This window comes from Roseovarius nubinhibens ISM, from assembly GCF_000152625.1.
GTDB classification, from domain to species: domain Bacteria; phylum Pseudomonadota; class Alphaproteobacteria; order Rhodobacterales; family Rhodobacteraceae; genus Roseovarius; species Roseovarius nubinhibens.
The window spans coordinates 2,973,011-2,996,674 of sequence record NZ_CH724156.1 but is presented as its reverse complement, the minus strand read 5'-3'; the positions used below and the strand labels follow the sequence as shown (position 1 = coordinate 2,996,674).

Here is a 23,664-nt window from a genome sequence, read left to right as displayed (position 1 = left end):
CAATCACCGGATAAAACTCATCACCGGATCAATATACAGCCCCCTTCGCGTTCCGCCTAAGGGAAACGCCACAGTCTCACCGCATTTTCTTTGTTTTTTGACCAAATTGACGCAAATAAACAAAACAATCCCGGCAATTTGCCGGGATTGTTTCCTCGAAACCGATTTTGAGCCCCCGCAACCGATTCCGTGAACCGGTCCGCGGGGTGCGGACCGGTCCGGCTGCATAGCTTATTGTGTCAAAAGACGGGCTTCGTGCTTCTTGAGCGACCGGCGCGCCGATTGATAGGCGTTGATGCCCTCGGCCTGACGCAGTTCCGGGAAGAGCGTGTAGATCTCTTCGCGCTGTGCCGTGTCCATATCGCCCAGCGTCTGCTCACCCGGCTGGAAGCTCTCGGTCCAGGACCCGTTCGACAGCACCACTTCGTGCTGATCGAACATGAAGTGAATGTAGCTCACCTCATCCGTGTCCACATGATCCACACCATCCAGCGAGGTCAGGTGCTTGGCCGCGACCAGAACTTCACGCTCGTCGAAATAGAGCGCCGATTTCTCATTGTTGATGAGAACCCGGTGGTTCGGGCTGACCAGAAGATCGGTCTCCGGCAGACCCCGGCCGAGCGCCCCGGCCCGGATCAGAACCGGCTTGAGCTGCGGCGCTTGCAAGAGCTCACGCCCTTCCAGATCGCGACGGCCGATCCAGCGGATCTCCTGCAGACCATTGTCGCGGGTGATCACCTTGTCGCCAACCTCGAGGTCTTCGACCTTGCGCTCGCCTTTCGGCGTCGCAATCATCGTGCCCGGGGTAAAGCAGGGAATGATCTTCTCGATCTCTGCAAATTCCATCGAGCCGGTGACATTGCCATCGGTGTCGAGGAAGTTGACCGTGCCGCTGGTCGAGTTGCCATCGGCATCGACGGTCTCGTTCACCACTTCGAAATTGTCCCGGCCAATGGCCGACAGGTCGAGCGTGTCGTAATCGTCGCCGCCCGCGCCACCATCGGCAATGTCGCCATAGCCATCTTCGGCCGACCCGATGATGAAGGTGTCGCGCCCGGTGTCGCCCGACATGGTGTCGGCCCCGGCCCCGCCGATGATCAGGTCATTGTCGGCCCGGCCTTCGATCACGTCATTGCCGTCACCGCCAAGGATCGTGTCATCGCCATTGCCGCCACGCAGCGAGTCATTGCCATGACCGCCAAGGATGCTGTCATCGCCATCCTGACCGCGGATGAAATCATCGTCGATGCCGCCGTCGATCGTGTCATTGCCCTCACCGCCGAGGATGGTGTCATTGTCATCCTCGCCAAAGATCAGGTCATCGCCCGCGCCGCCGTCGATATAATCGTCGCCATTGTCGAGTTCGGGATCGCGATCGTCCGGCACATTGGCCGCCTCGTTGTTCACGCCGCCATAGATCGTGTCATTGCCAGCACCGCCAAGGACGGTATCGCTGCCTTCGCCCGCGATGATGTAATCATCGCCGTCGCCGCCATTGATATCGTCATCGTCGAGACCGCCGTCGATCACGTCATTGCCGGCACCGCCAAGGATCGTGTCGCGGTCGTCGCCGGTGCTGATCGTGTCATTGCCCGCGCCGCCATCGACATAATCGCGGTCGTCTTCGGTGTCGGTATCCGCCGGCACATCAAAGGGATCGTTATAGCCGTCATCGGGCAGCGGGAAGGGACGGGTGGTGAAATCCGACCCGGTGTCGATCACGTCATCGCCGTCACCGCCAAGGGCCGTGTCACGACCATCGCCACCGATCAGCGTGTCATTGCCTGCCCCGCCCAGAAGCGAGTCATTGCCCGTGCCACCGTCGAGGGAATCGTCGCCGACACCACCGTCGAGCGTGTCATTGCCCGCGCCGCCTTCGACATCGTCATCGCCCAGACCGGCGAGCACATGGTCGTTGCCGTCGCCGGCGCGCACGATGTCGTCATTCGGGGCTTCGCCCGCGATGATCGCGTCTTCATTGTCGATCATGTCGCCATCGGGATCGCCGGTATAGCCGGTGTCGATGACATCGTCGCCCGCCGTGCCCGACACGATCCCATCCGGGGCCGCCGGATCGGTGAGAATGGTTTCGATCTCGGCAAACTCCATGCTGCCGGTCACATTGCCATCGCCGTCGAGGAAATTGACCGTGCCGCTGGTCGAATTGCCATCGGCATCCGTGGTCTCGTTGACGATTTCCACCGGGCCGAGACCGCGCAGGTCGAGCGTGTCATTGTCATCACCGCCCGAGCCGCCATCGACCACGTCGCCGTCACTGCCGCCCATGATCGTGTCGGCGCCATCGCCGCCGTCGATCACATCGGCGCCTTCGCCCCCGGTGAGCACGTCATTGCCGCCCTCGCCGAGCAGCGTGTCATCGCCCTCGCCACCGCTGAGCGTGTCATCACCCTCGGCAATCACCGGCTCCTGGTCGAAATAGATGTCCGACATGCGGATGCCCGAGGTGGCGTTGCCATCCTGGCTGTGCTCCACCACGATCTTCGACACCGGGCCGGGGATATCGACGAGCACCGAATATTCCGCCGCGCTGTCGTCGCCATAGCCGCCATTGCTGTCGGCCGTGTCCACACCGGCCACCGAATCCGTGTCCAGCATGGTCAGGTTCGACCCGCCGCTGAGGTTCACCACGATCGGATTGCCATCGGCGTCGAAAGCCGTGATTTTCACAATACCATCGCCGTCGATGTCATTGATCCGGAAGGAAACATTCTCGACCGAGTCGGAGAAGTCGAACTTGTAGGTCGAACTGTTGCCCGCGCCGCCCAGCACGTTGTCGAGCGAGCTGTTCGGGTTCACGTCGCCCGCGCCCGCATCGACCCCGTCGAAATCGACGTAATCGCCACGGAACACCGTGTCATTGCTGCCGCTGTTATGGGCGGTGAAGGTCACATCGACATTGCCCACGCTCTGGGTGTGACCGTTGAGATCGTCTTGCGTGTCGATCCCCGCGGTGCCGTCATCGCCATCCGGGTCCGGCGCCTGATCCCAGCGGAAGGCGCCGCGCGCCTCGATATTGTCATTGATATCCCGATCACCGAGCAGCAGATCATTGCCCGCGCCGCCGTCGATCTCGTCGTCGCCCGCCCCGCCAAAGACCTCGTCATCGCCCGCACCGGCCGAGACCGTGTCATTGCCGTCGCCCGCGTTCACGATATCGTCGTCGCCGCTTTCACCGGCGAGGCTCGCGTCGCCGCCGTCGATCCGGTCGCCTTCGGCATCCGCCGGGGTGGTTGCGTTGATTTCATTGTCCAGCGCGTCGCCTTCGACAACACCCGCGCCCAAATCGGTTCTATCAATAGCCATTGCATTCTCCTCATTCGGGCCAGGCGACCCAATCGCGTTCCCGCGTTCAAAATTCGCGCCACCGGTGACATCCGCCAAAGAGCGACCTGCACACGCCTTGCGACCTGAGTGAGGGGAGAAATACCTATAAAACCACGCGCCAAACCGGCGCGCAAAACGCGTTAACCAAATCGTGTCCTACCGACCCGAAACAATGGATCCAGCGAGCACACGACCTCCGCATCAAACATGACGCAACACCGTGCGGTCGCCCCCGTGACCAGCAAACATCGCCCCCCAGTTGGGCAATCCTGTTTTAGGAGAGCGGGGGGTGCGAACAAAGCGAAAATTGTCCGAAAAGTGTCTGAACAAAGTCCATTTCGAACCGAAATCCCGACATTATCCGGCGAACACCGGGCCGATTTTCGCCCACTGTTTCCGATTGAGAGGCAATCACTTACCGCGTGAAGCTCCAACAAAACATGAAGATTGTCGCCGTTTGTCCGGCCCAAAACCCCCCGCGCAGGTCAGAGGCATTGTTAACGATTTGGAAACAACTGTCGCCTGCCCCGATTTTCAATTGTGGACAAATAAAGGCAGGGCTTCGGTTTGCGGATCGGGATCAATCCCGAGGCATCTCCGGTTTTGATTACTTTTTGGAAACGTGCCAGTGATTCGATTCAACGGCCGGTCGCGGCCAAGCGCGAGTCGGTTAACTGTCGCAACGTCATCCCCGCCGAACAGGCCGGATCACACCCCCGTCGCACCCCCACATGGGCGCACAAGTCACCGCCAAAACGGCGCAATCCCCGCGGCCTCTTCCCGGCCAGGTTTCAAACCGCATCACAGTCTTCGGAAGGTTAGTGGTACCCAAGGTCGGACTCGAACCGACAAGGCCGTTAAGCCGGGGGAGAACGCTCTTTAGAAACCCGATAAAATCAGCCCCTGCAAGGAACCCGGGCAACACGCTGGCCAGCCTAAAATCTGGTAACTACTCGCAGATCACAATACAACTCAACGTGAAACGCAGATACTTATCTATTTCAACATTACACTCATAGGTGGAGGTAAGGAAAATTGCTCGGTGAAGTTCTTCAAAAAACCGGAAGCCTTCTAGGTGAAGTGAATACCAGCTCTGCGGCTCAAGTTATCATTGCAGGACTATTCGCCATTGCAGCTGCAATACTTGGTGCATTGGTCGTCGTATTCAACCAGAATCGACACATTAAGATCCAAAACGAGGCCCTAAGGCTCGAACAGATTAGATCCGAGAAGAAAGCTGTCATCGGAGATTTGGTAGCCTATCGATTCGTACTTGTCGACAAAGGTAATCATGTATTGCCAACAGCGAAATTCAACTCTGCGCTGTCTCGAATTCCTGTTCTCTTTTCACACAACAGCGAGTGCCTTGAGCTTTACAATGAATTAGGCAACAACTTCGAAGCTAGGAAATTCTATGACTTAGTCATAGCCTTGATGCGGGACGCGTCCTTAACCACCGACGGTATTACGCCCGAAACCTTTGAAAATGTGCCCAATAGAAAACCAATGGCAGGGACATAAAGAGCGCTACTCCTTCCCAACAACGACAATCTGAAAATTATGTATCTCTGGGGTTCTTGATGTACCCGCCAACGTCTGAACTCCTTTGACAGTAGCATCAACGTCGAAGGACCGCTGCTACTGTATCGACGAGAAGGTAGCTATGTAACAATCGGAATGAGCCCTGCAATCACTCAAATCGAATATTGTGCGTGATTGCAATAATTTAGTGGTACCCAAGGTCGGACTCGAACCGACAAGGCCGTTAAGCCGGGGGATTTTGAATCCCCTGCGTCTACCATTCCGCCACTTGGGCCACGCGATGTCTCTACCCAAAGCCGCGCGGCTCGTCCAGACCCGTTGCACGCGATCACGCCGGTTTGCGCGCAGGGCTCTTGACCCGCCCTGCCCTGCATGATCAACCGCGTGCAGCAGGGAAAAGGACCGTTTCATGCTCAAACGTCTCTATGACTGGACGATGTCGCTCGCCGATCACCCGCGTGCGCTCTGGGTGCTGGCACTGGTCAGCTTTATCGAAAGCTCGGTCTTCCCGATTCCCCCCGATGTGCTGATGATCCCGATGATCCTCGCGCGCCCGTCGCGGGCCTGGCTCATCGCCTTGGTGGCGCTGGTCGCCTCGGTGCTCGGCGGGCTTCTCGGCTATGCCATCGGCTATTTCGCCTATGATCAGCTCGGCCAGCCCATTCTCGAGGCGCTGGGCAAGGCGGACCGGATGGAAGAGTTCGCCACGCGGTTCAACGATTTCGGCTTCTGGGCCGTTCTCACCGCAGGAATCACGCCCTTTCCCTACAAGGTCATCACCATCATGTCGGGCTGGACCTCGATGCCGCTCGGCACGTTCATCGCCACCTCGATCCTCGCCCGTGGCCTGCGCTTCTTTATCGTGGCCGGGCTGTTGTGGAAATTCGGCGCGCCGGTGCGTGACTTTATCGAGCGCCGTCTCGGCCTCATGTTCATCCTCTTTGTCCTGCTGCTCCTGGGCGGCGTCTACGCGGTGAAAATGCTATGAAACTGATGCAACGCAATGTTCTGATCGGTCTCGCCTCTCTCGGCTCGCTGGCGCTTCTGGTCGGCGCCTTCGGGTTTCAGCATCTCGGCGGGCTGCCGCCGTGCAAGCTCTGCATCTGGCAGCGCTACCCGCATGCGCTCGCCGTGCTGATCGGTGTCGCCGCCGTGGCGATCCGGGGCCGGCTGCTGCCGCTTCTGGGCCTGGCGGCCGCGCTCACCACCGCTGGCGTCGGGCTCTATCACACCGGGGTCGAACGCGGCTGGTGGGAAGGCCCGACCACCTGCACCTCGTCTGGCACCTCTGGCCTGAGCGCCGACGATCTCTTCGACAAGATCATGACCGCGCCTGTCGTGCGCTGTGACGATGTCGCATGGGAACTGCTCGGCCTCTCGATGGCGAGCTGGAACGGCATTCTCTCGCTCGGCCTCGCGGCGCTCTGGCTCCTCGCCTACCGCCGCAGCTAAGTCACGATCCCGATTTCCGCGTCGACAAAAGCAGGCTCGTCTCCGAATGGGCCACCCCCTCGAACCGCCGGATCTGCGCCAGGATCGCATCGAGCTCTTCGAGCGTCCGCGTCCCCAGCTCGGCAATCACGTCCCAGCGGCCGTTGGTCGTGTGCAGGTTGCGCACCGCGCTGAGCCCGCTGAGCTGCCGCAAGATCCGGTCCATGCCGCGCCCCTCGATGGCGAGCATCATTAGCCCGCGCACCGGGTCTTGCGCCGCGTCGCCCTTGACCACCACGCTAAAGCCGACGATCTCGCCCGACCGCTCGAGCCGCTCGATCCGCGACCGCACCGTGGTGCGCGAGACGCCAAGCTCGATCGCCAGATCCGACAGCGACGCCCTTGCATTGTGCCGCAAGGCAGAGATCAACCTGCGATCAACTTCATCCATTTCGCACGCTCCAACTGACGATTCGTTCAAATGCCTTCCCATTCGTGCAAAATAGCCAGTTCACTTCAACCCAATTGTGCGTAAATCTCAGATCAATCACGACATCTGAGGGGATTTCTCGCTGTGACCAATTGCATCTTGATCGGCGCACCGGTGGATTGCGGCAAACGCCGCCGGGGCTGTCTCATGGGGCCCGACGCCTACCGCGTCGCCAATATCACCCGCGCGCTCACCGATCTCGGCCATAGCGTCACCGACCGTGGCAATCTCACCCCGCGCGCCACCGCGCCCATCGACGGGCTGCCGCCCCAGACCCATCTCGCCGAAGAGGTCGCCGGCTGGACCGCGACGCTCATCGAGGCGGCTGAAACCGCGATGGCCGATGGGCTGCCGATTTTCCTCGGCGGCGATCACGCCCTGTCGCTCGGCTCTGTCGCAGGCGTCGCCAACCACGCCGCCGCCGAGGGCCGTCCGCAATTCGTCCTCTGGCTCGACGCCCATAGCGATTTCCACACGCCGCAGAGCTCGGGCTCAGGCAATCTCCACGGCACGCCCCTGGGCTATGTCACCGGGCGCGAAGGCTTTGCCGGTTTCCCAGAGGTCCGCAACCCGGTGCCGCAGGACAATATCTGCATCCTCGGCCTGCGCTCCGTCGACGCGGCCGAACGCGACGCGCTGCAAGGCTCCGACATCCGCTATATCGACATGCGCGCCATTGACGAGCGCGGCATCGCCCGCCCGCTCAAGGATTTCCTTGCCCATGTCGAGGCGCAAGGCGGCGCGCTGCATGTCTCGCTCGACGTGGATTTCCTCGATCCCTCCTTCGCGCCTGCCGTCGGCACCACCGTGCCGGGCGGCGCCACCATGCGCGAGGCGCATCTGGCGATGGAGATGATCTGCGACAGCGGCCTCATGACCTCGCTCGATCTGGTCGAGCTGAACCCGTTTCTCGACGAACGCGGCCGCACCGCCCAGGTGATGGTCGATCTCGCCGCCTCCGCGCTGGGCCGCCGGGTCTTCGACCGCCCGACCCGCGCCTTTACCTGAGCCGGATCATGAGCGTCCAAGCCCCCTCGGCGGTGGTGATGATCCGCCCCGACCGTTTCCGTCCCAACCCGCAAACCGCGGGCGACAACGTGTTTCAGACCGCCTCGGACCTCTCGGACGAGGATACCGCCGCCCGCGCCCAGTCGGAATTCGACGCCGCCGTCACCCGGCTGCGCGCGGCGGGCATCACCGTGCATGAGTTCCAGGACAGCGGCGCCGACACCCCGGATGCGGTCTTTCCGAACAATTGGTTCTCGACCCATTCGGGCGGCTATGTGGCGCTCTACCCGATGTATGCCGAAAACCGCCGGGCCGAGCGCCGCTGGGACGTGATCGAACTGCTCAAGGCCCGCTACCGGGTGCAGGAAGTGGCGGATTTCTCCGGGCTCGAACCCGATGGGCTCTTTCTCGAGGGCACCGGCGCGATGGTCATCGACCATATCAGCCGCGTGGCCTATGTCGCGCGCTCGCACCGCGCCGATCCGATCCTTCTGGAACGGGTCTGCACGCGGCTCGGTTATGAACCCATCGTCTTTGACGCGCGCGACGCGAGCGGCACGCCGGTCTATCACACCAATGTGCTGATGGCGGTGGGCACCGGGATCGCGCTCATCGGCGATGGCATGATCCCCGATGCCGCCCGCCGCGCCGAAATCCTCGACCGGCTGGCCGAACCCGGTCGCGATGTGATCTCCCTCTCCGAGGCCCAGATCCGCGCCTTTGCCGGCAATGCGATCGAGCTGTCGACCCCCACGGGCCCGGTGCTCGCCCTGTCCGAGACGGCGCGCGCCGCGCTCACCCCGGATCAGCTCTCCCGGATCGAGGTCGCCACCGGCCTTCTTCCCCTCTCCATCCCCACGCTGGAACGCGCGGGCGGCTCGGTGCGCTGCATGCTCGCCGGGGTCCACCTCGCGCCCCGCACCCGTTCAAAAGGACAAGTCGCATGACCAATCTCTCCCCCTCCGACAAGGCGCTGGTGCCCTTCGTCTCGGTCGACAATATGATGAAGCTCGTCCACCATATCGGCATCGAAGAGATGCTGACCGGGCTCGCCGATTATATCGAGGCCGATTTCAAACGCTGGGAGCTCTTTGACAAGACCCCGCGCATCGCGTCCCATTCCGCCGAAGGCGTGATCGAGCTGATGCCCACCTCCGATGGCGAGGTCTACGGGTTCAAATATGTGAACGGCCACCCCAAGAACACCCGCGACGGGCTGCAGACCGTGACCGCCTTTGGCCTGCTGGCCGATGTCGGCACCGGCTACCCGGTGCTTCTGTCGGAAATGACGGTTCTGACCGCGCTGCGCACCGCCGCCACCTCGGCCATGGTCGCCCGTCACCTCGCCCCCAAGGGCGCCGACACGATGGCGATGATCGGCGCGGGCGCGCAGTCGGAGTTCCAGAGCCTCGCGATGAAGGCCATCTGCGGCGTCAAAAACATCCGTCTCTATGACATCGACCCCGCCGCCAGCGCCAAGGCGGCGCGCAACCTCTCGGGCATGGGGCTCTCGGTCACCGTGGCCGACACCCGCGAAGACGCGATGCAAGGCGCCCAGATCATCACCACCTGCACCGCCGACAAACAATATGCCACGATCCTCACCGACAACATGGTCGGCTCGGGCGTGCATATCAACGCCATCGGCGGCGACTGCCCCGGCAAAACGGAACTGGCCCCGGCGATCCTGCACCGCTCGGATATTTTCGTCGAATTCCCGCCCCAGACCCGGATCGAGGGCGAGATTCAGCAATTGGCCGAGGATCATCCCGTCACCGAGATGTGGCAGGTGATCAACGGCACCGCCAAGGGCCGCACACGCGCCGATCAGATCACGCTGTTCGACAGCGTCGGCTTTGCCATCGAGGATTTCAGCGCCCTGCGCTACGTCCGCGACCAAATCAAGGGCACCGAGATGTATCACGATCTCGATCTGCTCGCCGATCCGGACGACCCGCGCGACCTCTTCGGCATGGTGCAACGCGCCAAAGGCTGACGCCGCGTCATTGCGGGCTTCTGCCAAGGCCGAAAACCGGCTAAGCAAGGGCAATTGCCCGTCAGCTAAGAGGCCCGCATGGCATCGCTCAAGAAATGGCTCGACCGCCGCCGCAACCCGTGGAAAGGCGTCTTCTACGATGCGTTCAAACGCTGGAGACGTGAAAACGGCCCGGCGCGGCTCTATGATTACGCGGGTCTGCCTGCCGGGGCGGTGGTGCTCGACATCGGCGCCTTTCGCGGCGAATGGAGCGATCTCGTCCTCGCGGCCCAGCCCGACTGCACCATCCACGCCTTCGAGCCGCACCCCGGCTTTGCCAAGGGCCTGCGCGAGAAGTTCGCAGGCGACGCGCGGGTGATCGTGCATGATTTCGCGCTGGGCTCCGAGCCGGGCACCTTGCGGCTCTCGGATGCGGGCGACGCCTCCTCGGGCGTGGCCGCCCATGAGCGCGCCTTCGAGGCGCAGATCGTCCCGGTGCACCAGTTCTTTGCCGACACGCCGCTGCCCCGGATCGACCTTGCCAAGCTCAATATCGAGGGCGGCGAATATGATCTCTTGCCAGCGCTGATCGCGGGCGGGCAGATCGCCGCCATCGCCCGGCTGCAGGTGCAGTTCCACCTTTTTGAACCCGGCTTTGCCGCGCTGCGCGACAGCATCCGGCACGATCTCGACAAGACGCATGACTGCGTCTGGGAGTATCCCTTCGTCTGGGAAGAATGGCAGCGCCAGACCAGCTAGGCCAAACACAACAAAAAACCCCCGGACCCGCCAAGGTCCGGGGGCGCTGCCAGTCTGACTGGCCGCCGTGAGTGGCTTATTGCGCCTTCTCGGGGATCAGCCCGGCTTCGACCGCTGCGGCCATTTCTTCGTCATCCATGGCACCATTGCCGTCGGCGTCGATCTCGGCAAAGGTTTCTGCGGTCACGTCGGGGAAAACAGCGCTCAGCTCATCGGCGGTGATGAGCCCGTCGCCATTGGTGTCGAGCTCGGCGATGCCTTCGTTTGCAAAGGCTGCGTTGGCCATCAGGCCCATGCCAAGAACAAGCGCGATATATTTCGTCATAACAGTCGGTCTCCCGTTTCAGGTCCGTAATTAACACTCGAAAGCCGCCTCTTGCGGCCCTCACACAACAGGAGGCATCGAGAGGCGATTTGCGTCCCGACCCGGTGCGAAATTATTCCCCATTGGCAACAGTTTGCCCAAATTCTACCGGCGCGTGCGCCAAGCCTCGCCGACAACCCCTTCCAGAGGTGGACCGGCGGAAATCCCCCATTGATTGTGCGCAGAACCCGACCATTAGTGAGCGCGACACATGTCATTTCGCAAGGTTCGAGTTTATGAGACCAAATGCTTCTCCGATGCCCGCAGCAGCCTCCTCCGCTGCCGCCCTGCCCCTTCAATGCGCCGCCCTGGTGCCCGATCTGACGCGGCTCGCCCGCTTTCTCGCCGGGGATAGCGACCGCGCCCAGGATCTCGTGCAGGACACGATGTTGCGGCTGTTGCACCGCCCACAGCTTCTGGCCGAGATCGACGATCTGCGCGGCTATGCCCGCACCATCCTGCGCAACCTGCACCGGCGGCGCAGCGGGCTGGGCCGCGAGGACACGCTCGAGACGCTGCCCGAAGAGCCCTGCGCGCCCGAGGTCTTTCCGGTGCTGGCGCTGCAAGAGCTCTTCGAGGTGCTGAACGCCATGCCCTCTGAGCAATCGGCGCTCTTGCGCCTCGTGATGGAGGGCGAGACAAGCCCGCGCGACATCGCCCGCCGCACCGGCCTGCCCGAGGGCACGGTCATGTCACGGCTGGCCCGCGCCCGCGCCCATCTGCGCCGCGAAATGGGGCTCGGCCCCCGTGGCCGGGTGGCCGATCTCTACTGAAATCCGCACCGTCGCAATACAGACGTTCTACAGTCGCGTGACCGACCCCGCATCACAGGCCAAGCGCCGCCCGGCGCTTGGTCGCAAACCCCTGCACCAGCCGATCCGCCACCAGCGCCAGAATGGCCATCGCCGCCCCGGACACGATGCCAAGGCCCACATCCGCCTGACCAAGCGCCAAGAAGATCGACTGACCCAGCCCCGTGGTCCCCACCAGCGCCGCAATGACCAGCATCGCAAAGGCATAGAGGATCGTCTGGTTGAGCCCCAGAAGGATCGTCGGCGCGGCATAGGGCGCGCGCACCTCGCGCATCACCTGCCAGCTCGTCGCACCCGAACTGATCGCCGCCTCGATAAGCTCGTCGGGCGTGCTCACCAGCCCCTGCCGCGTATAGCGGATCATCGGCACGATGGCGTACATGCAGATCGCCAGAAAGGCCGAAAACTCGCCAATCTGAAAGAACATCAGCACCGGGATGAGAAAGACGAAGAGCGGGATCGTCTGCAGCATGTCACAGATCGGCCGCACCACCCGCCAGACCATCGGGCTCGCCGCGCTGGCAAGGCCAATCAGCCCGCCCATCACCGCACAGGCAAAGACCGAAACCCCCGCCAGATAGAGCGACAAAAGCGCCTTTTGCCAAAGCCCGCTGAACAGCACCAGCACCATGAGCCCGGTGGTCAGCGCCGCCAGACGCCATCCCCCCGCGGTCCAGCCGATTGCCGCCACCGCCACCAGAAGGAAGGGCCAGGGCAGCTCGGAGACACCGGTCTCCAACACCCCCGCCAGGATGAGCAGCACCAGCCCCGCCGTGATCCGCCCCGCAAGGCCAAGCGCCAGCCCCGCCAGCGCCGCAGCGCCGAGGAACCAGGCGCTCATCGCCGCCGTCCACTGGAACCCCCAGGTGAAGGGCAGAACCGCCCCATCGAGCCCGATCCGCACCGGCAGAAGACCATAGAACATCGCGCCGTTTTTGATCGCATCGAGCGTCCCGGCATTGCGGGTGAGCACCCGCGACAGCGTCGTGTCGAGCCATTGCTTCGCAGGCTCCATCACCGCCACCTCGCCCGGCGCGGCCCGGCCCCAGAGCAAGATCGCCACCACCACGCCGACGCCCGCAATCGCCCCCGCAATCCGCAGGTCATGGCGTTCGCGCGTCATCGCCAGATGCAGGCTCATCCGGTCGATGATCACCGCGAAAACCACGATCACCATCCCGGCCAAGAGGCTCGGGCCGAGCTGCGCCTTGCGCATGGTCAACAGCACTTCCCAGCCGATATCCTCGAACCCCCCGATCACCGCCGCGATGATCACCATGCTCAGCGCCGCCATCAGACATTGGTTCACGCCAACCATGATCTGCGTCTTGGCCGCCGGGATCTCGATCAGAAAGAGCTGCTGCAACCGCGTGCCACCGGACATGATCGCGGCTTCCTTGATGTCGCTCTCGACCCGTTCCAGCCCCAGAAGCACATTGCGCGCCATCGGCGGCGCGGCATAGATCGCGCTGGCAATGAGACCCACCACCGGCCCAAAGCCAAAGAGCAGCAGCAGCGGCGTGAGATAGGCAAATGTCGGCACTGTCTGCATCACATCCATGATGCCCTGCACAAGGCCTTTGATGCGCGGAAACTCATAGGCGAGGATGCCCACCGCGCCGCCCGCGATGAGCGCCAGAGGCACCGACACCGCCACCAGGCTGAGCGTGTTCATACTCTCGGTCCAATAGCCCGAGGCGAGCACCAGCGACATGCCGATGCCGCCAAGCGCGGCGAGCCGCAGCCCCCCGGCCCACCAGCCAAAGCCGGTGACAAGCCCGATCAACACCGGCCAGGGCAGCGCGTTAAAGAGCCAGTTCACCGCCTCCATCACCACGCCGAGCCCCGCCGACACCAGCCGCATCGCGGGCTTCATGAGCCCCAAGAGCCATTCCATCCCCTGCCCGACCCATTGCGTCATCGGCAGCGCCCAGGCCTCGGGAAATTTCACCAGCCACGGCAGCTTGCCCGCCAGCGCCATGCACAGCGCCCCGGTCAAGAGCACCACAAGCGCCGCCCAGGTCCCCCGGCTGAGCCGCGCGGTCACCCCCGGCACGGCCCCCGCGCCTTCGCCTGCCGCGCTCATGCCTCATCCACCTGCAAGGCAGCGGCGAGATCAGAGGGATGCACGATCCCCACCACCGCGCCGCTCGCATCATGCACCGGCACCGGCTCGTAACAGCTCATGCATGCCGCCAACGCCGCCTCGAGCGTCATATCGGCCCGGATGCCCGGATCGTCCGGCATGGTCTCCGGCGCCTCCGACAGCGGGCGCAGCACGGATTTGATCCGCGCATGACGGCCTTTGACCACATCCTTGGAAAACTCGCGCACGTAATCATCCACCGGGTTGAGAACGATTTCGGTGGGCGTGCCGATCTGCACGATCTTGCCGTCGCGCATGATGGCGATCCGGTCGGCGATCTTGAGCGCCTCGGCAATGTCATGGGTGATAAAGACGATGGATTTGCGAAGCGTCGCCTGGATCTTGATGAACTCATCCTGCAATTGCCGCCGGATGAGCGGATCGAGCGCGCTGAACGGCTCGTCGAGAAACCAGATATCGGGGTTCACCGCGAGCGACCGGGCAATGCCCACCCGCTGCCGCTGGCCGCCCGACAATTCGCGCGGATAGGAGGCCTCGCGCCCCGACAGGCCGACGAGGTCGATCACCTCATGCGCCCGCTCCAGCCGCGCCTTGCGCCCCTGGCCTTGCATCTTGAGCGGAAAGGCCACGTTCTCGGCCACGGTCATATGCGGGAACAGGCCGAAATGCTGAAACACCATGCCGAGCTTGTCACGCCGCAGCTCGATCATCCGCGCCTTATTGGCGGTGAGGATGTTTTCGCCGGCGATCTCGATCTTGCCGCCCGAAGCCTCGAGAAGCCGGGAAATACAGCGGATGATGGTGGATTTGCCCGATCCCGACAGGCCCATGATGACGAAGAGCTCGCCCTCCCGGACCTCGAAACTGGCATCCCGCACCGCCGGGACAAGCCCCTCGGCCTGCAACCGTTCCGCCGTCGCATCGCGGTCGCCGCCGGTGGCCTCCTGCGCCGCGCGCAGCTTTTGCGCGGCATTGCTGCCAAAGACCTGCCAGACATTCTCGCAGCGGATCGCAGGCGCGCCAGTCTCTACACTGGTCCCGTCTCTGTCACTCATCGCCATCCCCATTGTCCATTTTTATTGGGTCTCGTGGTCCCCGCCACGAGCTGTCAGGCCACGCCCCCTTGGGGACGCGGCCAAAATTATGAGGGCGCGATCACTCGGTCGCGGCGTCGACGACAGGTTTCCACTTGCCTTCATTCTCGGCCATCCAGGCGGCGACCACCTCTTCCACGGCCATGCCATCGACATCGACCTTGCCCATCATCGGCTGCTGATCTTCGACCGCGAGCTGATAATTGGTGAGGATTTCGGCCGCGGCAGGCCATTTCTCGGCAAAGCCGGACCAGCTCGCCTTGAAAATGCGGCTCGGGGCGAAATCGCAATCATGGGTCGCGTTGGGGTTGGTGCCCCAGGCCGGATCGTTGAAACATTCCTCGTTGCCCTCGGGCAGGTCGACGAATTTGACGTCATAGGCCGACATCGCCCAATGCGGCTGCCAGAAGGTGATGAGCAGCGGCGATTTCTTCTCGGTCGAGGCCCGCAGCTCGGCGATGAGCGCGCCTTCCGACCCGGCAGGCACCGCCTTGAACGGCAGATCAAAGCCCTTCATGCGGTCGGCCCCCGGCGTGCCCCAATCGGCCGGGTAATCCACCAGACGCCCGGCGGGCAGCGTCTCAGCCGCGGCAAAGACGCCCGCGCAATCGCGCAGCGCTTCCCAGTTCGGCAGACCGGGGCAGAGCTCTTCGACATGGGCGGGATAGGCAATGCCTTCTTTCGCGTCGAGCCCGAGATCGCCGATCTCGACCACGGTGCCCTCGCCGATTTTCTTGGCATATTCATCGGACACGTTGGACGACCAGATTTCCAGCGTCGCATGCAGATCGCCATCGGCCAGCGCCTGGAACTGGTTCATCATCCCGGCGGTGACATAGTCCACCTTATAGCCCGCGGCCTTGAGCATCTCGCCCGCCACATGGGTGGTGACATGCTGGCCGGTCCATTCGTTGACGGCCAGTTTGATCGGCTCGTCCACCGCGCCCATTTCGGCGGCATGGCCTGCGCTGGCCAGCATCGCCGCAACGGCGCCCAGTACAAATTTGTTCATGATCTTCTCCCTGCGAGTATTTTTAATTGACTCGTCAATCAATATCCCGTTCTAGATTTCAACGCAACAGGACACAGAGCCAAGTCTATGAGGGATTTACCCCGGGGCAAACCGAATTCCCCGCAGCCCCGCCGCGCAGCTTGCGACACTCAGCGCGCGGCCCCGCGTCGCCCCTGCAGCGCAAGCCTCTCTCAGCGTTGCCAGAGCGGCGCAGAGGGCGACAGGCGGCCGAGCCTCCGGGCGACAGGGTCATGGGCAAATCCCGCCCGCGACGCGGCTTGCATTTCGCCCGCAACAGGGTCAGGGTCCGCAGTGAAACACAGATAATATCCGGCCCTACCCCGGCCGGGCCGACAGAATCAGGAGGACAGCCATGCAGTTTGTCACAGCCCAATCCACCGCCGAAGCGGCCCGGCTTCTGGCCGAGAGCGGCGGCGCGGCCCGCGTGCTCGCGGGCGGCACCGATCTCTTGGTGCAGATGAAATCGGGCATGGTCGAACCGGCCACGATCATCGACATCAAGAAAATCCCCGGCATGATGGAGATCACCGAGGAAGACGGCGGCTACCGCATCGGCGCCGGCGTGCCGGGGCAGATGCTCGGCGAACACGCGGGCGTCGTGGCGCTCTGGCCCGGCGTCGTCGAAGGCTGCGAGCTGATCGGCTCGACCCAGGTTCAGGGCCGCTGCACCATGGTCGGCAATCTCTGCAACGCCTCGCCCGCCGCCGACAGCGTGCCGCCGATGGTCGCGGCCAATGCCGTGGCCCGGATCGAAGGCCCCGACGGCAGCCGTGATGTGCCCGTGGCCGACATTCCCGCAGGGCCGGGCAAGCTCAATCTGAAGCCGGGCGAGCTGATCACCTCGATCTTCCTGCCCGCCCGCCCGAAACGCGCCTCCGATGCCTATCTGCGCTTTATCCCGCGCACCGAGATGGACATCGCCGTGGCTTCCGCCGCGGTGAGCCTTGAACTCGCCGAGGATGGCAGCATCGCCCACGCCCGGGTGGCGCTTGGCGCGGTTGGCCCCAAGGTGGCGCTGGTCGAGGACGCCGCCCGCGCCATCGAAGGCACCACGCTCGACGATGCGGCGCTCGACGCGCTGATGGCGGCCTGCCGCGCCGCCTGCAGCCCGATCAACGACAAACGCGGCACGGTTGAATTCCGCACCCAGGTGGCGGGCGTGCTGGCCAAGCGCGCCGCGCTGATCGCCAAGGACCGCGCAGGAGAGAAGCAATGAAGAAAATTCACGTCACCACCAAGGTCAACGGCGACGAGGTCGAATTCCTCTGCCCGCCCGAGGAAACGCTGCTCGACGCGCTGCGCGACCGGCTCGGCTTTTCCGGCGCCAAGGAAGGCTGCGGCACCGGCGATTGCGGCGCCTGCTCCGTGACGCTCAACGGCCGTCTCGTATGTTCCTGCCTGGTGCTCGGGGCCGAGGCCGAGGGCGCCGAGATCAGCACCGTCGAGGGCCTCGCCCATGGCGGCGAGCTGCACCCGCTGCAACAGAGCTTCATCGACAACGCCGCGCTCCAATGCGGTATCTGCACGCCCGGCATTCTCGTCGCCGCCAAGGCGCTGCTCGAACGCAATCCCGATCCGAGTGACAGTGAGATCCGCTATTGGCTGGCGGGCAATCTCTGCCGCTGCACGGGCTATGACAAGATCATCAAGGCGGTGAAAATCGCCGCCGCCGAAATGCGGGGGGAAACAGCATGAACAAGATCACCCGAGAAAAAGGCCAGTTCAAAGTCGTCGGCACCCGTGTCAAACGCCCCGATGGCATCGACAAGGTGACGGGCCGCGCCCAATATGGCGCCGATCTCGTCGTGCCCGGCATGCTCACCGGCGCGATCCTGCGCAGCCCGCATGCCCATGCCACGATCAACAGCATCGACACCTCCGAGGCCCTTGCCCTGCCCGGCGTCAAGGCGGTGGTCACCCGCGCCGATTTTGCCGCGCTCGACGATGACGAGATGATCGACATCGCCGACAATTGCCTCGCCCGCGACAAGGTGCTCTACCACGGTCACGCCGTGGCCGGTGTCGCCGCCAAGGACGCCCAGACCGCCCGCAAGGCGCTCAAGCTGATCAAGGTCGACTACACGCCCCTGCCCCATGTCACCGATGTGGATGCGGCGATGAAACCGGGCGCGCCCGTGGTGCAATCGGGCCGGCAAGAGGAAAACGTCCAACCCGAGCATTCCGAGAATGTCACCGGCTATTGCGAATTCGGTCATGGCGATGTGGAGGCGGGCTTTGCCAAGGCCGACCATATCATCGAACGCGACTTCAAGACCGCCGCCGCGCATCAGGGCTATATCGAACCCCATGCCTGCCTCGCCTCGATGACCAATGACGGCAAGGCCGATCTGTGGTGCTGCACCCAAGGTCAGTTCAACGTGCGCTCGCTCTGCTCGGCGATCCTCGACATGGAGGCGAGCCAGCTGCGCGTCACTGCGTCTGAAATCGGCGGCGGTTTCGGCGGCAAGACCACCGTGTTTATCGAACCCGTGGCGCTGGCGCTCTCGCGCAAATCCGGCCGCCCGGTCAAGATCGTGATGACCCGCGACGAGGTGTTCCGCGCCACCGGGCCGACCGTCTCGTCTTCCTCCACCGTCAAGATCGGCATGACCAAGGACGGCCGCATCACCGCCGCCCATGCCAAGTTCCGCTATCAGGGCGGCGCGTTCCCCTGCGCCACCTATAGTTTTGGGGCGCAGGCGGCCTTTGCCGCCTATGATCTCGAGGCGGTGAAATCCGAGGGCTGGAACGCGCTCACCAACCGCCCCAAAGAGGCCGCCTATCGCGCCCCCGGCGCGCCGATGGCGATCTATGCGGTGGAAAGCGTGGTCGACGAGCTGACCCAGCATTTCGGTCTCGACCCGCTCGAGGTGCGGCTCAAGAACGCCGCCCGCGAAAACACCAAGGCCGCCTATGGCCCGACCTTCGATCAGATCGGCCTCGTCGCCACCCTGGAAGCGGCGCAGAAACACCCGCATTACTCCGCCCCGCTGGGCGAAAACCAAGGCCGCGGCGTTTCCTGCGGCTTCTGGTTCAACTTCGGCGGCAACACCTGCGTGACGATGAACCTCAATGACGACGGCACCGTCGGCATCACCGAGGGCAACCCCGACATCGGCGGCTCGCGCGCCTCGATCTCGATGATGGCCGCCGAGGAACTGGGCATCCCCTATTCCGACGTGCGCACCATCATCGCGGATACGAGCTCGCTCGGCCATAACGACGTGACCGATGGCAGCCGCGTGACCTTTGCCGTAGGCCTCGCCACGATCGAGGCCGCCCGCGACGCGATCCGCAAGATGTGCGGGCGCGTGGCGAAAATCTGGGGCATCGACGAGGACGCGGTGATCTGGGAAGACGGCTATGCCAAGCCCTCGGGCCCCAATGCCGGCGATTTCGAACCGATGAGCATCAAGGAGATTGCCGCGATCTCGTCGAACACCGGCGGGCCGATTGCCGGCCATTACGAGGTCAATGCCGATGGCGCCGGGGTGAGCTTTGGCGTGCATCTCGCCGATGTCGAGGTTGACCCCGAAACCGGCTATACGCAGGTGATCCGCTACACCGTGTTCCAGGACGCGGGCAAGGCGGTGCATCCCGATTATGTCGAAGGCCAGATGCAGGGCGGTGCCGTGCAGGGCATCGGCTGGGCGCTGAACGAGGAATATATCTATGGCGAGGATGGAGTGCTGCAAAACGCGGGCTTCCTCGACTACCGCGTGCCGGTGGCCTCCGACCTGCCCGAGATCGACACGGTGATCCTCGAAATCCCCAACCCGGGCCACCCTTACGGGGTGCGCGGCGTGGGCGAGACCTCCATCGTGCCGCCGCTCGCGGCGCTGTCGAACGCGGTGAGCCGCGCGGCGGGCGTCCGTCTGCACGAACTGCCGATGTCGCCGCCGAAGATCCTCAAGGCGATCACCGACCGGGGCTGATCCCATGGTCACGGTCACCCTCTGGGGAAGCCTGCGCGACGCCGCCGAGGGCGAGACCGAGGTTACGGTCGAGGCGCGCAACTTCAAAGAGTTGCTCGACGCGCTCTCGGCGCGCTATCCGGGGCTCACACCACAGATCGAGCGCGGGGTTTCCCTCGCGCTCGACGGGCGCATCTACCGCGAGGCGTGGTTTACCGAAATCGGCCCCGAGAGCGAGGTCGTGCTCATGCCTTATATGAAGGGCGGCTAAAGATTTCCCTGCCCCGGCGTGCGCTCGGGTCACACAGGCCGCACCCCCGAAATCGCGACATCCATACTGTCGCTATACCGTCGTAATACCGACGTGTTGCCGCAGGTCGTTTTTCCATGATTTCAAGGCATTAACCCCTTGATTCGCGCCTGTCCCCCAACTTGGGGGATATTCCCCCCACTATTCCCCTGCCCCTCACCGCCCCCGGCTGTCACCCTACGCGGGCAAATGCCAATGTTTTCGGGGGTACTCACATGTCTATTTTGAAACTGCTTCAACAGGCCCAGAACGGTCAGGGCCTCAACCAGCTCGCCGCGCAATTCGGCCTCGACGAGGACAAGGCCAATCAGCTCGCCGGGATGCTCGCCCCGGCCATCGGCTCGGCCACCAAACAACGCGCCGAACGCGGCGGTCTGGGTGATGTTCTGGGCGCGCTCAAAGGCGAAAATCAGGCCAGCATGTTCGACGATGCAAGCGCCGCTGTCAGCACGCAAGGCCAACAGCAAGGCACTGCTTTTCTTGAGAAAATCCTCGGCAGCCGCGAACAGGCCCAAGGCCTCGCCCAAGAGGCCGCGACCCGCGTCGGCGCCGAGCCCAACATCGTCGAACAATTCCTGCCCGCGCTCGCCGCGATGGTTCAGGGCGGCCTGCAAAAGCAGATGCCCGATGATCAGATCGACGGCATGATGGGCCAGCTTGGCGGCGGCGCGCAATCCTCCGGCGGCGGTCTCATGGGGATGATCGGCGGGCTGCTGGGCGGCAAGAAATCCGGCGCTGATGCCCAGGGCGGCGGCTTTGATCTCTCGGCGCTGAACAACCTGCTCGACGCCGATGGCGACGGCTCGGCGATGGACGATATTCTCGGCAAATTCATGCGCTGAACATTGCGCGGAATGGCGGCAAGCCACTCACGGGAACGGGCCGCTCGCGCGGCCCGTTTTCTGTTTTTCTAGAGCGTGTTAGCCGTCGACCCGAATGGTCGCGTTGCTCGGATCATAGGGGCTGTCGCAGGTCACCGTCGCGTCCCAGAGCTTATCCATGATCTTGACCTTGAGCTTGGTGCCCTCGACCGCGAAATCCGGCTTCACATAGCCCATGCCGATGCTCTTCTCAAAGGCCACCGAATAGCCCCCCGAGGTGAGACGACCGACCCGCTCGCCCTCGGGCGTATAGAGCACTTCGCGACCCCAGGGATCGGCATCCTCCGGCCCGTCGATGAGCAGCGTACAGCATTTCACCCGCACCCCGGTCTCGACCATCTTCGCCTTGCCGTGGAACTCCTTGTCGAGATCGACAAAGCGCGGCAGATCGGCTTCGAGTGGCGTCGCATCACGGCCCAGCTCATTGCCGAAGGCGCGATAGGATTTCTCCTGACGGAGCCAGTTCTGCGCCCGCGCACCGACCAGCTTCATGCCATGCTTTTCCCCTGCCTTTTCAAGCAGATCGAAGAGATAGTTCTGCATCTCGATCGGGTGATGCAGCTCCCAGCCGAGCTCGCCGGTATAGGCCACGCGGATCGCGTTGACCGGGCACATGCCGAGCTCGATCTTGCGCGCCGACAGCCACGGGAACCGCTTGTTCGACAGCGCGGTCTCGGGCTCGGCATCCTTGATGATCTCTTTGAGAACATCGCGCGATTTCGGCCCGGCGATGGCAAAGACACCCCATTGCGTCGTCACATCCTGGATCTCGATATAGCCGAACTCTTCCGCCTTATCCTCGGCCGCCTTGCGCAGGAAATCGGCGTCATATTCGGTCCAGGCCCCGGCGGAGACGAGGTAATATTCATGCTCCTTCATCCGCACGATCGTGTATTCCGTGCGCGTCGTGCCATGGCTGGTGAGCGCATAGGTCAGGTTGATCCGCCCGACCTTGGGCAGCTTGTTGCAGGTGAACCAGTCGAGGAACGCGGTCGCGCCCGGGCCTTTGACCACATGTTTGGTAAAGGCCGTCGCATCGACGAGGCCAACGCCCTCGCGGATCGCCCGCGCCTCTTCCACCGCATGTTTCCACCAGCCCCCACGACGGAAGCTGCGCGCCTCCTTGTCGAAGTTCTCCGGCGCATCGAGCGGGCCGAAATAGTTGGGCCGCTCCCAGCCATTGACCCAGCCGAACTGGGCGCCGCGCGCTTTCTGGCGGTCATAGGCCGGCGCGGTGCGCAGCGGACGGCAGGCTTCGCGCTCTTCATCCGGGTGGTGCAGGATATAGACGTGCTCGTAGCATTCCTCGTTCTTGCGCGCCGCGAACTCGGTGGTCATCCAGTTCTGCGAATAGCGCTTGGGATCAAGGCTCGCCATGTCGATCTCGGCCTCGCCCTCGACCATCATCTGCGCGAGGTAATAGCCGGTGCCCCCCGCCGCGGTGATGCCAAAGGAGAACCCTTCCGCCAGCCACATGTTGCGCAGCCCCGGCGCCGGACCGACAAGAGGGTTGCCATCGGGCGTATAGCAGATCGGACCGTTGAAATCATCCTTGAGACCGCTCTCGGCACAGGACGGCACGCGCTCGGCCATCGCCATATATTGATCGGCAATCCGGTCGAGATCGAGCGGGAAGAGATCGGCACGGAAACTGTCGGGCACGCCATATTCGAACCGCGCCGGGGCGCCATGCTCATAGATGCCAAGGATCCAGCCGCCACGCTCTTCGCGGGCATAGGATTCATTGTCGGCGTCGCGCACCACGGGATGTTCCGCATTGCCCGCCGCCCGCCATTTGACGAGCTCGGGGTCCTGATCCATCACGATGAACGTATGTTCCACCGGGATCGCGGGCATCTTGATGCCGAGCATCTTGGCGGTGCGCTGCGCATGGTTGCCGGAGGCGGTGACGACATGCTCGGCGGTGATCACGACCTGCTCGTCCGAGGGCACGAGGTTGCCGCCCTTCTCGACCATCTTGGTGCAGGTGACTTCCCAGGCCTCACCAGTCCAATGGAAGGCATCCGCCTGCCATTTCCGCTCGATCATCACGCCGCGCTGACGGGCACCCTTGGCCATCGCCTGGGTCACGTCGGCGGGGTTAATATAGCCGTCCTCGGTGTGATAGATCGCGCCCTTGAGATCGCCGGTCTCGATCAGCGGCCAGCGTTCCTTGATCTGATCGGGGCTCAGCCACTCATATTTGACGCCACAGGTCTCGGCGGTCGAGGCATAGAGCCGGTATTCGTCCATCCGCTCGTCGGTCTGCGCCATGCGCAGGTTGCCGACCACGGCAAATCCCGCGTTGAGCCCGGTTTCCTCTTCGAGCGTCTTGTAGAAATCGACCGAATATTTGTGAATATGGGTCGTGGCATAGGACATGTTGAACAAGGGCAGCAGACCCGCCGCATGCCACGTGCTGCCCGAGGTGAGCTCGTCGCGCTCCAAAAGCATGACGTCCTCCCAACCGGCTTTCGCCAGATGATAGGCAATCGATGTTCCGACGGCACCGCCGCCCACGACCAGAGCTTTGACCTGGGTTTTCATAATACGGCTCTCCCACGAGCATGTTGTTCTTGCCGCACTCAATAGCAGAGGC

Annotated in this window: 20 protein-coding genes and 1 tRNA gene; 13 read left to right on the top strand and 8 right to left on the bottom strand. The window is 63.4% G+C overall.

What is annotated here, in order from left to right; translation table 11 throughout:
* Positions 1-231: 231 nt before the first annotated feature.
* Complete coding sequence (locus ISM_RS14390) at positions 232-3,324, bottom strand: Hint domain-containing protein (protein ID WP_156783407.1); 3,093 nt, start codon at positions 3,322-3,324, stop codon at positions 232-234.
* A 1,056-nt stretch (positions 3,325-4,380) separates the two neighbouring features.
* Between ISM_RS14390 and ISM_RS18330 the strand changes: the two genes are divergently transcribed.
* The gene (locus ISM_RS18330; protein ID WP_156783406.1) at positions 4,381-4,866 is read left to right on the top strand and encodes a hypothetical protein; all 486 of its coding nucleotides are present in this window, start codon (positions 4,381-4,383) and stop codon (positions 4,864-4,866) included.
* Between the two features lie 209 nt (positions 4,867-5,075).
* Here ISM_RS18330 and ISM_RS14385 read toward each other — a convergent pair.
* Positions 5,076-5,161: transfer RNA gene (locus ISM_RS14385), tRNA-Leu, on the bottom strand.
* Between the two features lie 135 nt (positions 5,162-5,296).
* Between ISM_RS14385 and ISM_RS14380 the strand changes: the two genes are divergently transcribed.
* Together ISM_RS14380 and ISM_RS14375 are read left to right on the top strand one after the other, a co-directional pair.
* Positions 5,297-5,875, top strand: a complete 579-nt coding sequence (locus ISM_RS14380) for a YqaA family protein (protein WP_009814919.1) — start codon at positions 5,297-5,299, stop codon at positions 5,873-5,875.
* A complete protein-coding gene (locus ISM_RS14375; RefSeq protein WP_009814918.1) occupies positions 5,872-6,339 on the top strand; it encodes a disulfide bond formation protein B in 468 nt (155 codons plus the stop codon). Before ISM_RS14380 ends, ISM_RS14375 begins: the two co-directional genes overlap by 4 nt.
* Before the next feature lies 1 nt (position 6,340).
* Here the strand turns inward: ISM_RS14375 and ISM_RS14370 are convergent, their stop codons facing one another.
* Positions 6,341-6,769, bottom strand: a complete 429-nt coding sequence (locus tag ISM_RS14370; protein WP_009814917.1) for an Lrp/AsnC family transcriptional regulator — start codon at positions 6,767-6,769, stop codon at positions 6,341-6,343.
* Between the two features lie 123 nt (positions 6,770-6,892).
* On the opposite strand from ISM_RS14370, the gene rocF reads away from it, so the two are divergent.
* The 4 genes from rocF (at position 6,893) to ISM_RS14350 (ending at position 10,550) form a co-directional block, all read left to right on the top strand.
* Entirely contained in the window at positions 6,893-7,816 is a 924-nt protein-coding gene (gene rocF, locus ISM_RS14365) for an arginase (RefSeq protein ID WP_009814916.1), read from the top strand.
* Between the two features lie 8 nt (positions 7,817-7,824).
* Positions 7,825-8,763 (top strand): citrulline utilization hydrolase CtlX, encoded by a 939-nt coding sequence (ctlX, locus tag ISM_RS14360; protein WP_009814915.1) that lies wholly within the window; start codon positions 7,825-7,827, stop codon positions 8,761-8,763.
* Positions 8,760-9,812 carry an ornithine cyclodeaminase gene (locus ISM_RS14355; RefSeq protein ID WP_009814914.1) on the top strand — a complete coding sequence of 351 codons (1,053 nt, stop codon included), beginning with the start codon at positions 8,760-8,762 and terminating at the stop codon, positions 9,810-9,812. Before ctlX ends, ISM_RS14355 begins: the two co-directional genes overlap by 4 nt.
* A 78-nt stretch (positions 9,813-9,890) precedes the next feature.
* Complete coding sequence (locus ISM_RS14350) at positions 9,891-10,550, top strand: FkbM family methyltransferase (RefSeq protein WP_009814913.1); 660 nt, start codon at positions 9,891-9,893, stop codon at positions 10,548-10,550.
* 76 nt (positions 10,551-10,626) lie between these two features.
* Here ISM_RS14350 and ISM_RS14345 read toward each other — a convergent pair whose 3' ends face one another.
* Positions 10,627-10,875, bottom strand: a complete 249-nt coding sequence (locus ISM_RS14345) for an EF-hand domain-containing protein (protein WP_009814912.1) — start codon at positions 10,873-10,875, stop codon at positions 10,627-10,629.
* 296 nt (positions 10,876-11,171) lie between these two features.
* Between ISM_RS14345 and ISM_RS14340 the strand changes: the two genes are divergently transcribed.
* Positions 11,172-11,687, top strand: a complete 516-nt coding sequence (locus ISM_RS14340) for an RNA polymerase sigma factor (protein ID WP_009814911.1) — start codon at positions 11,172-11,174, stop codon at positions 11,685-11,687.
* Positions 11,688-11,739: 52 nt separating this feature from the next.
* Here ISM_RS14340 and ISM_RS14335 read toward each other — a convergent pair whose 3' ends face one another.
* The 3 genes from ISM_RS14335 to ISM_RS14325 form a co-directional block, all read right to left on the bottom strand.
* Positions 11,740-13,812, bottom strand: coding sequence for an ABC transporter permease (locus ISM_RS14335; protein ID WP_009814910.1), 2,073 nt, complete (start codon positions 13,810-13,812; stop codon positions 11,740-11,742).
* Positions 13,809-14,888, bottom strand: coding sequence for a quaternary amine ABC transporter ATP-binding protein (locus ISM_RS14330; protein ID WP_156783405.1), 1,080 nt, complete (start codon positions 14,886-14,888; stop codon positions 13,809-13,811). The genes ISM_RS14335 and ISM_RS14330 overlap by 4 nt, the downstream gene beginning before the upstream one ends.
* A gap of 100 nt (positions 14,889-14,988) precedes the next feature.
* Positions 14,989-15,939: an ABC transporter substrate-binding protein gene (locus tag ISM_RS14325; protein WP_009814908.1), complete on the bottom strand. Its 951-nt coding sequence runs from the start codon at positions 15,937-15,939 to the stop codon at positions 14,989-14,991.
* Between the two features lie 373 nt (positions 15,940-16,312).
* On the opposite strand from ISM_RS14325, the gene ISM_RS14320 reads away from it, so the two are divergent.
* The 5 genes from ISM_RS14320 to ISM_RS14300 all read left to right on the top strand — a co-directional run bounded on the left by ISM_RS14320 (position 16,313) and on the right by ISM_RS14300 (position 21,026).
* Positions 16,313-17,176 (top strand): FAD binding domain-containing protein, encoded by an 864-nt coding sequence (locus ISM_RS14320; RefSeq protein ID WP_009814907.1) that lies wholly within the window; start codon positions 16,313-16,315, stop codon positions 17,174-17,176.
* Positions 17,173-17,655 (top strand): (2Fe-2S)-binding protein, encoded by a 483-nt coding sequence (locus tag ISM_RS14315; protein ID WP_009814906.1) that lies wholly within the window; start codon positions 17,173-17,175, stop codon positions 17,653-17,655. The genes ISM_RS14320 and ISM_RS14315 overlap by 4 nt, the downstream gene beginning before the upstream one ends.
* Positions 17,652-19,895: a xanthine dehydrogenase family protein molybdopterin-binding subunit gene (locus ISM_RS14310; protein ID WP_009814905.1), complete on the top strand. Its 2,244-nt coding sequence runs from the start codon at positions 17,652-17,654 to the stop codon at positions 19,893-19,895. The genes ISM_RS14315 and ISM_RS14310 overlap by 4 nt, the downstream gene beginning before the upstream one ends.
* Before the next feature lie 4 nt (positions 19,896-19,899).
* Entirely contained in the window at positions 19,900-20,145 is a 246-nt protein-coding gene (locus tag ISM_RS14305; protein ID WP_009814904.1) for a MoaD/ThiS family protein, read from the top strand.
* Between the two features lie 254 nt (positions 20,146-20,399).
* The gene (locus ISM_RS14300; RefSeq protein WP_009814903.1) at positions 20,400-21,026 is read left to right on the top strand and encodes a DUF937 domain-containing protein; all 627 of its coding nucleotides are present in this window, start codon (positions 20,400-20,402) and stop codon (positions 21,024-21,026) included.
* 78 nt (positions 21,027-21,104) lie between these two features.
* Here ISM_RS14300 and ISM_RS14295 read toward each other — a convergent pair whose 3' ends face one another.
* Positions 21,105-23,612 carry a GcvT family protein gene (locus tag ISM_RS14295; protein ID WP_009814902.1) on the bottom strand — a complete coding sequence of 836 codons (2,508 nt, stop codon included), beginning with the start codon at positions 23,610-23,612 and terminating at the stop codon, positions 21,105-21,107.
* Between the last annotated feature and the right edge of the window lie 52 nt (positions 23,613-23,664).

What these genes read in the sequence shown, in the direction of transcription:
- ISM_RS14390 (WP_156783407.1), bottom strand. Translation starts at nt 3,324, where the DNA reads ATGGCTATTGATAGAACCGATTTGGGCGCGGGTGTTGTCGAAGGCGAC.
- ISM_RS14380 (WP_009814919.1), top strand. Translation starts at nt 5,297, where the DNA reads ATGCTCAAACGTCTCTATGACTGGACGATGTCGCTCGCCGATCACCCG.
- ISM_RS14375 (WP_009814918.1), top strand. Translation starts at nt 5,872, where the DNA reads ATGAAACTGATGCAACGCAATGTTCTGATCGGTCTCGCCTCTCTCGGC.
- ISM_RS14370 (WP_009814917.1), bottom strand. Translation starts at nt 6,769, where the DNA reads ATGGATGAAGTTGATCGCAGGTTGATCTCTGCCTTGCGGCACAATGCA.
- ctlX (WP_009814915.1), top strand. Translation starts at nt 7,825, where the DNA reads ATGAGCGTCCAAGCCCCCTCGGCGGTGGTGATGATCCGCCCCGACCGT.
- ISM_RS14355 (WP_009814914.1), top strand. Translation starts at nt 8,760, where the DNA reads ATGACCAATCTCTCCCCCTCCGACAAGGCGCTGGTGCCCTTCGTCTCG.
- ISM_RS14350 (WP_009814913.1), top strand. Translation starts at nt 9,891, where the DNA reads ATGGCATCGCTCAAGAAATGGCTCGACCGCCGCCGCAACCCGTGGAAA.
- ISM_RS14345 (WP_009814912.1), bottom strand. Translation starts at nt 10,875, where the DNA reads ATGACGAAATATATCGCGCTTGTTCTTGGCATGGGCCTGATGGCCAAC.
- ISM_RS14340 (WP_009814911.1), top strand. Translation starts at nt 11,172, where the DNA reads ATGCCCGCAGCAGCCTCCTCCGCTGCCGCCCTGCCCCTTCAATGCGCC.
- ISM_RS14335 (WP_009814910.1), bottom strand. Translation starts at nt 13,812, where the DNA reads ATGAGCGCGGCAGGCGAAGGCGCGGGGGCCGTGCCGGGGGTGACCGCG.
- ISM_RS14330 (WP_156783405.1), bottom strand. Translation starts at nt 14,888, where the DNA reads ATGAGTGACAGAGACGGGACCAGTGTAGAGACTGGCGCGCCTGCGATC.
- ISM_RS14325 (WP_009814908.1), bottom strand. Translation starts at nt 15,939, where the DNA reads ATGAACAAATTTGTACTGGGCGCCGTTGCGGCGATGCTGGCCAGCGCA.
- ISM_RS14320 (WP_009814907.1), top strand. Translation starts at nt 16,313, where the DNA reads ATGCAGTTTGTCACAGCCCAATCCACCGCCGAAGCGGCCCGGCTTCTG.
- ISM_RS14315 (WP_009814906.1), top strand. Translation starts at nt 17,173, where the DNA reads ATGAAGAAAATTCACGTCACCACCAAGGTCAACGGCGACGAGGTCGAA.
- ISM_RS14310 (WP_009814905.1), top strand. Translation starts at nt 17,652, where the DNA reads ATGAACAAGATCACCCGAGAAAAAGGCCAGTTCAAAGTCGTCGGCACC.
- ISM_RS14305 (WP_009814904.1), top strand. Translation starts at nt 19,900, where the DNA reads ATGGTCACGGTCACCCTCTGGGGAAGCCTGCGCGACGCCGCCGAGGGC.
- ISM_RS14300 (WP_009814903.1), top strand. Translation starts at nt 20,400, where the DNA reads ATGTCTATTTTGAAACTGCTTCAACAGGCCCAGAACGGTCAGGGCCTC.
- ISM_RS14295 (WP_009814902.1), bottom strand. Translation starts at nt 23,612, where the DNA reads ATGAAAACCCAGGTCAAAGCTCTGGTCGTGGGCGGCGGTGCCGTCGGA.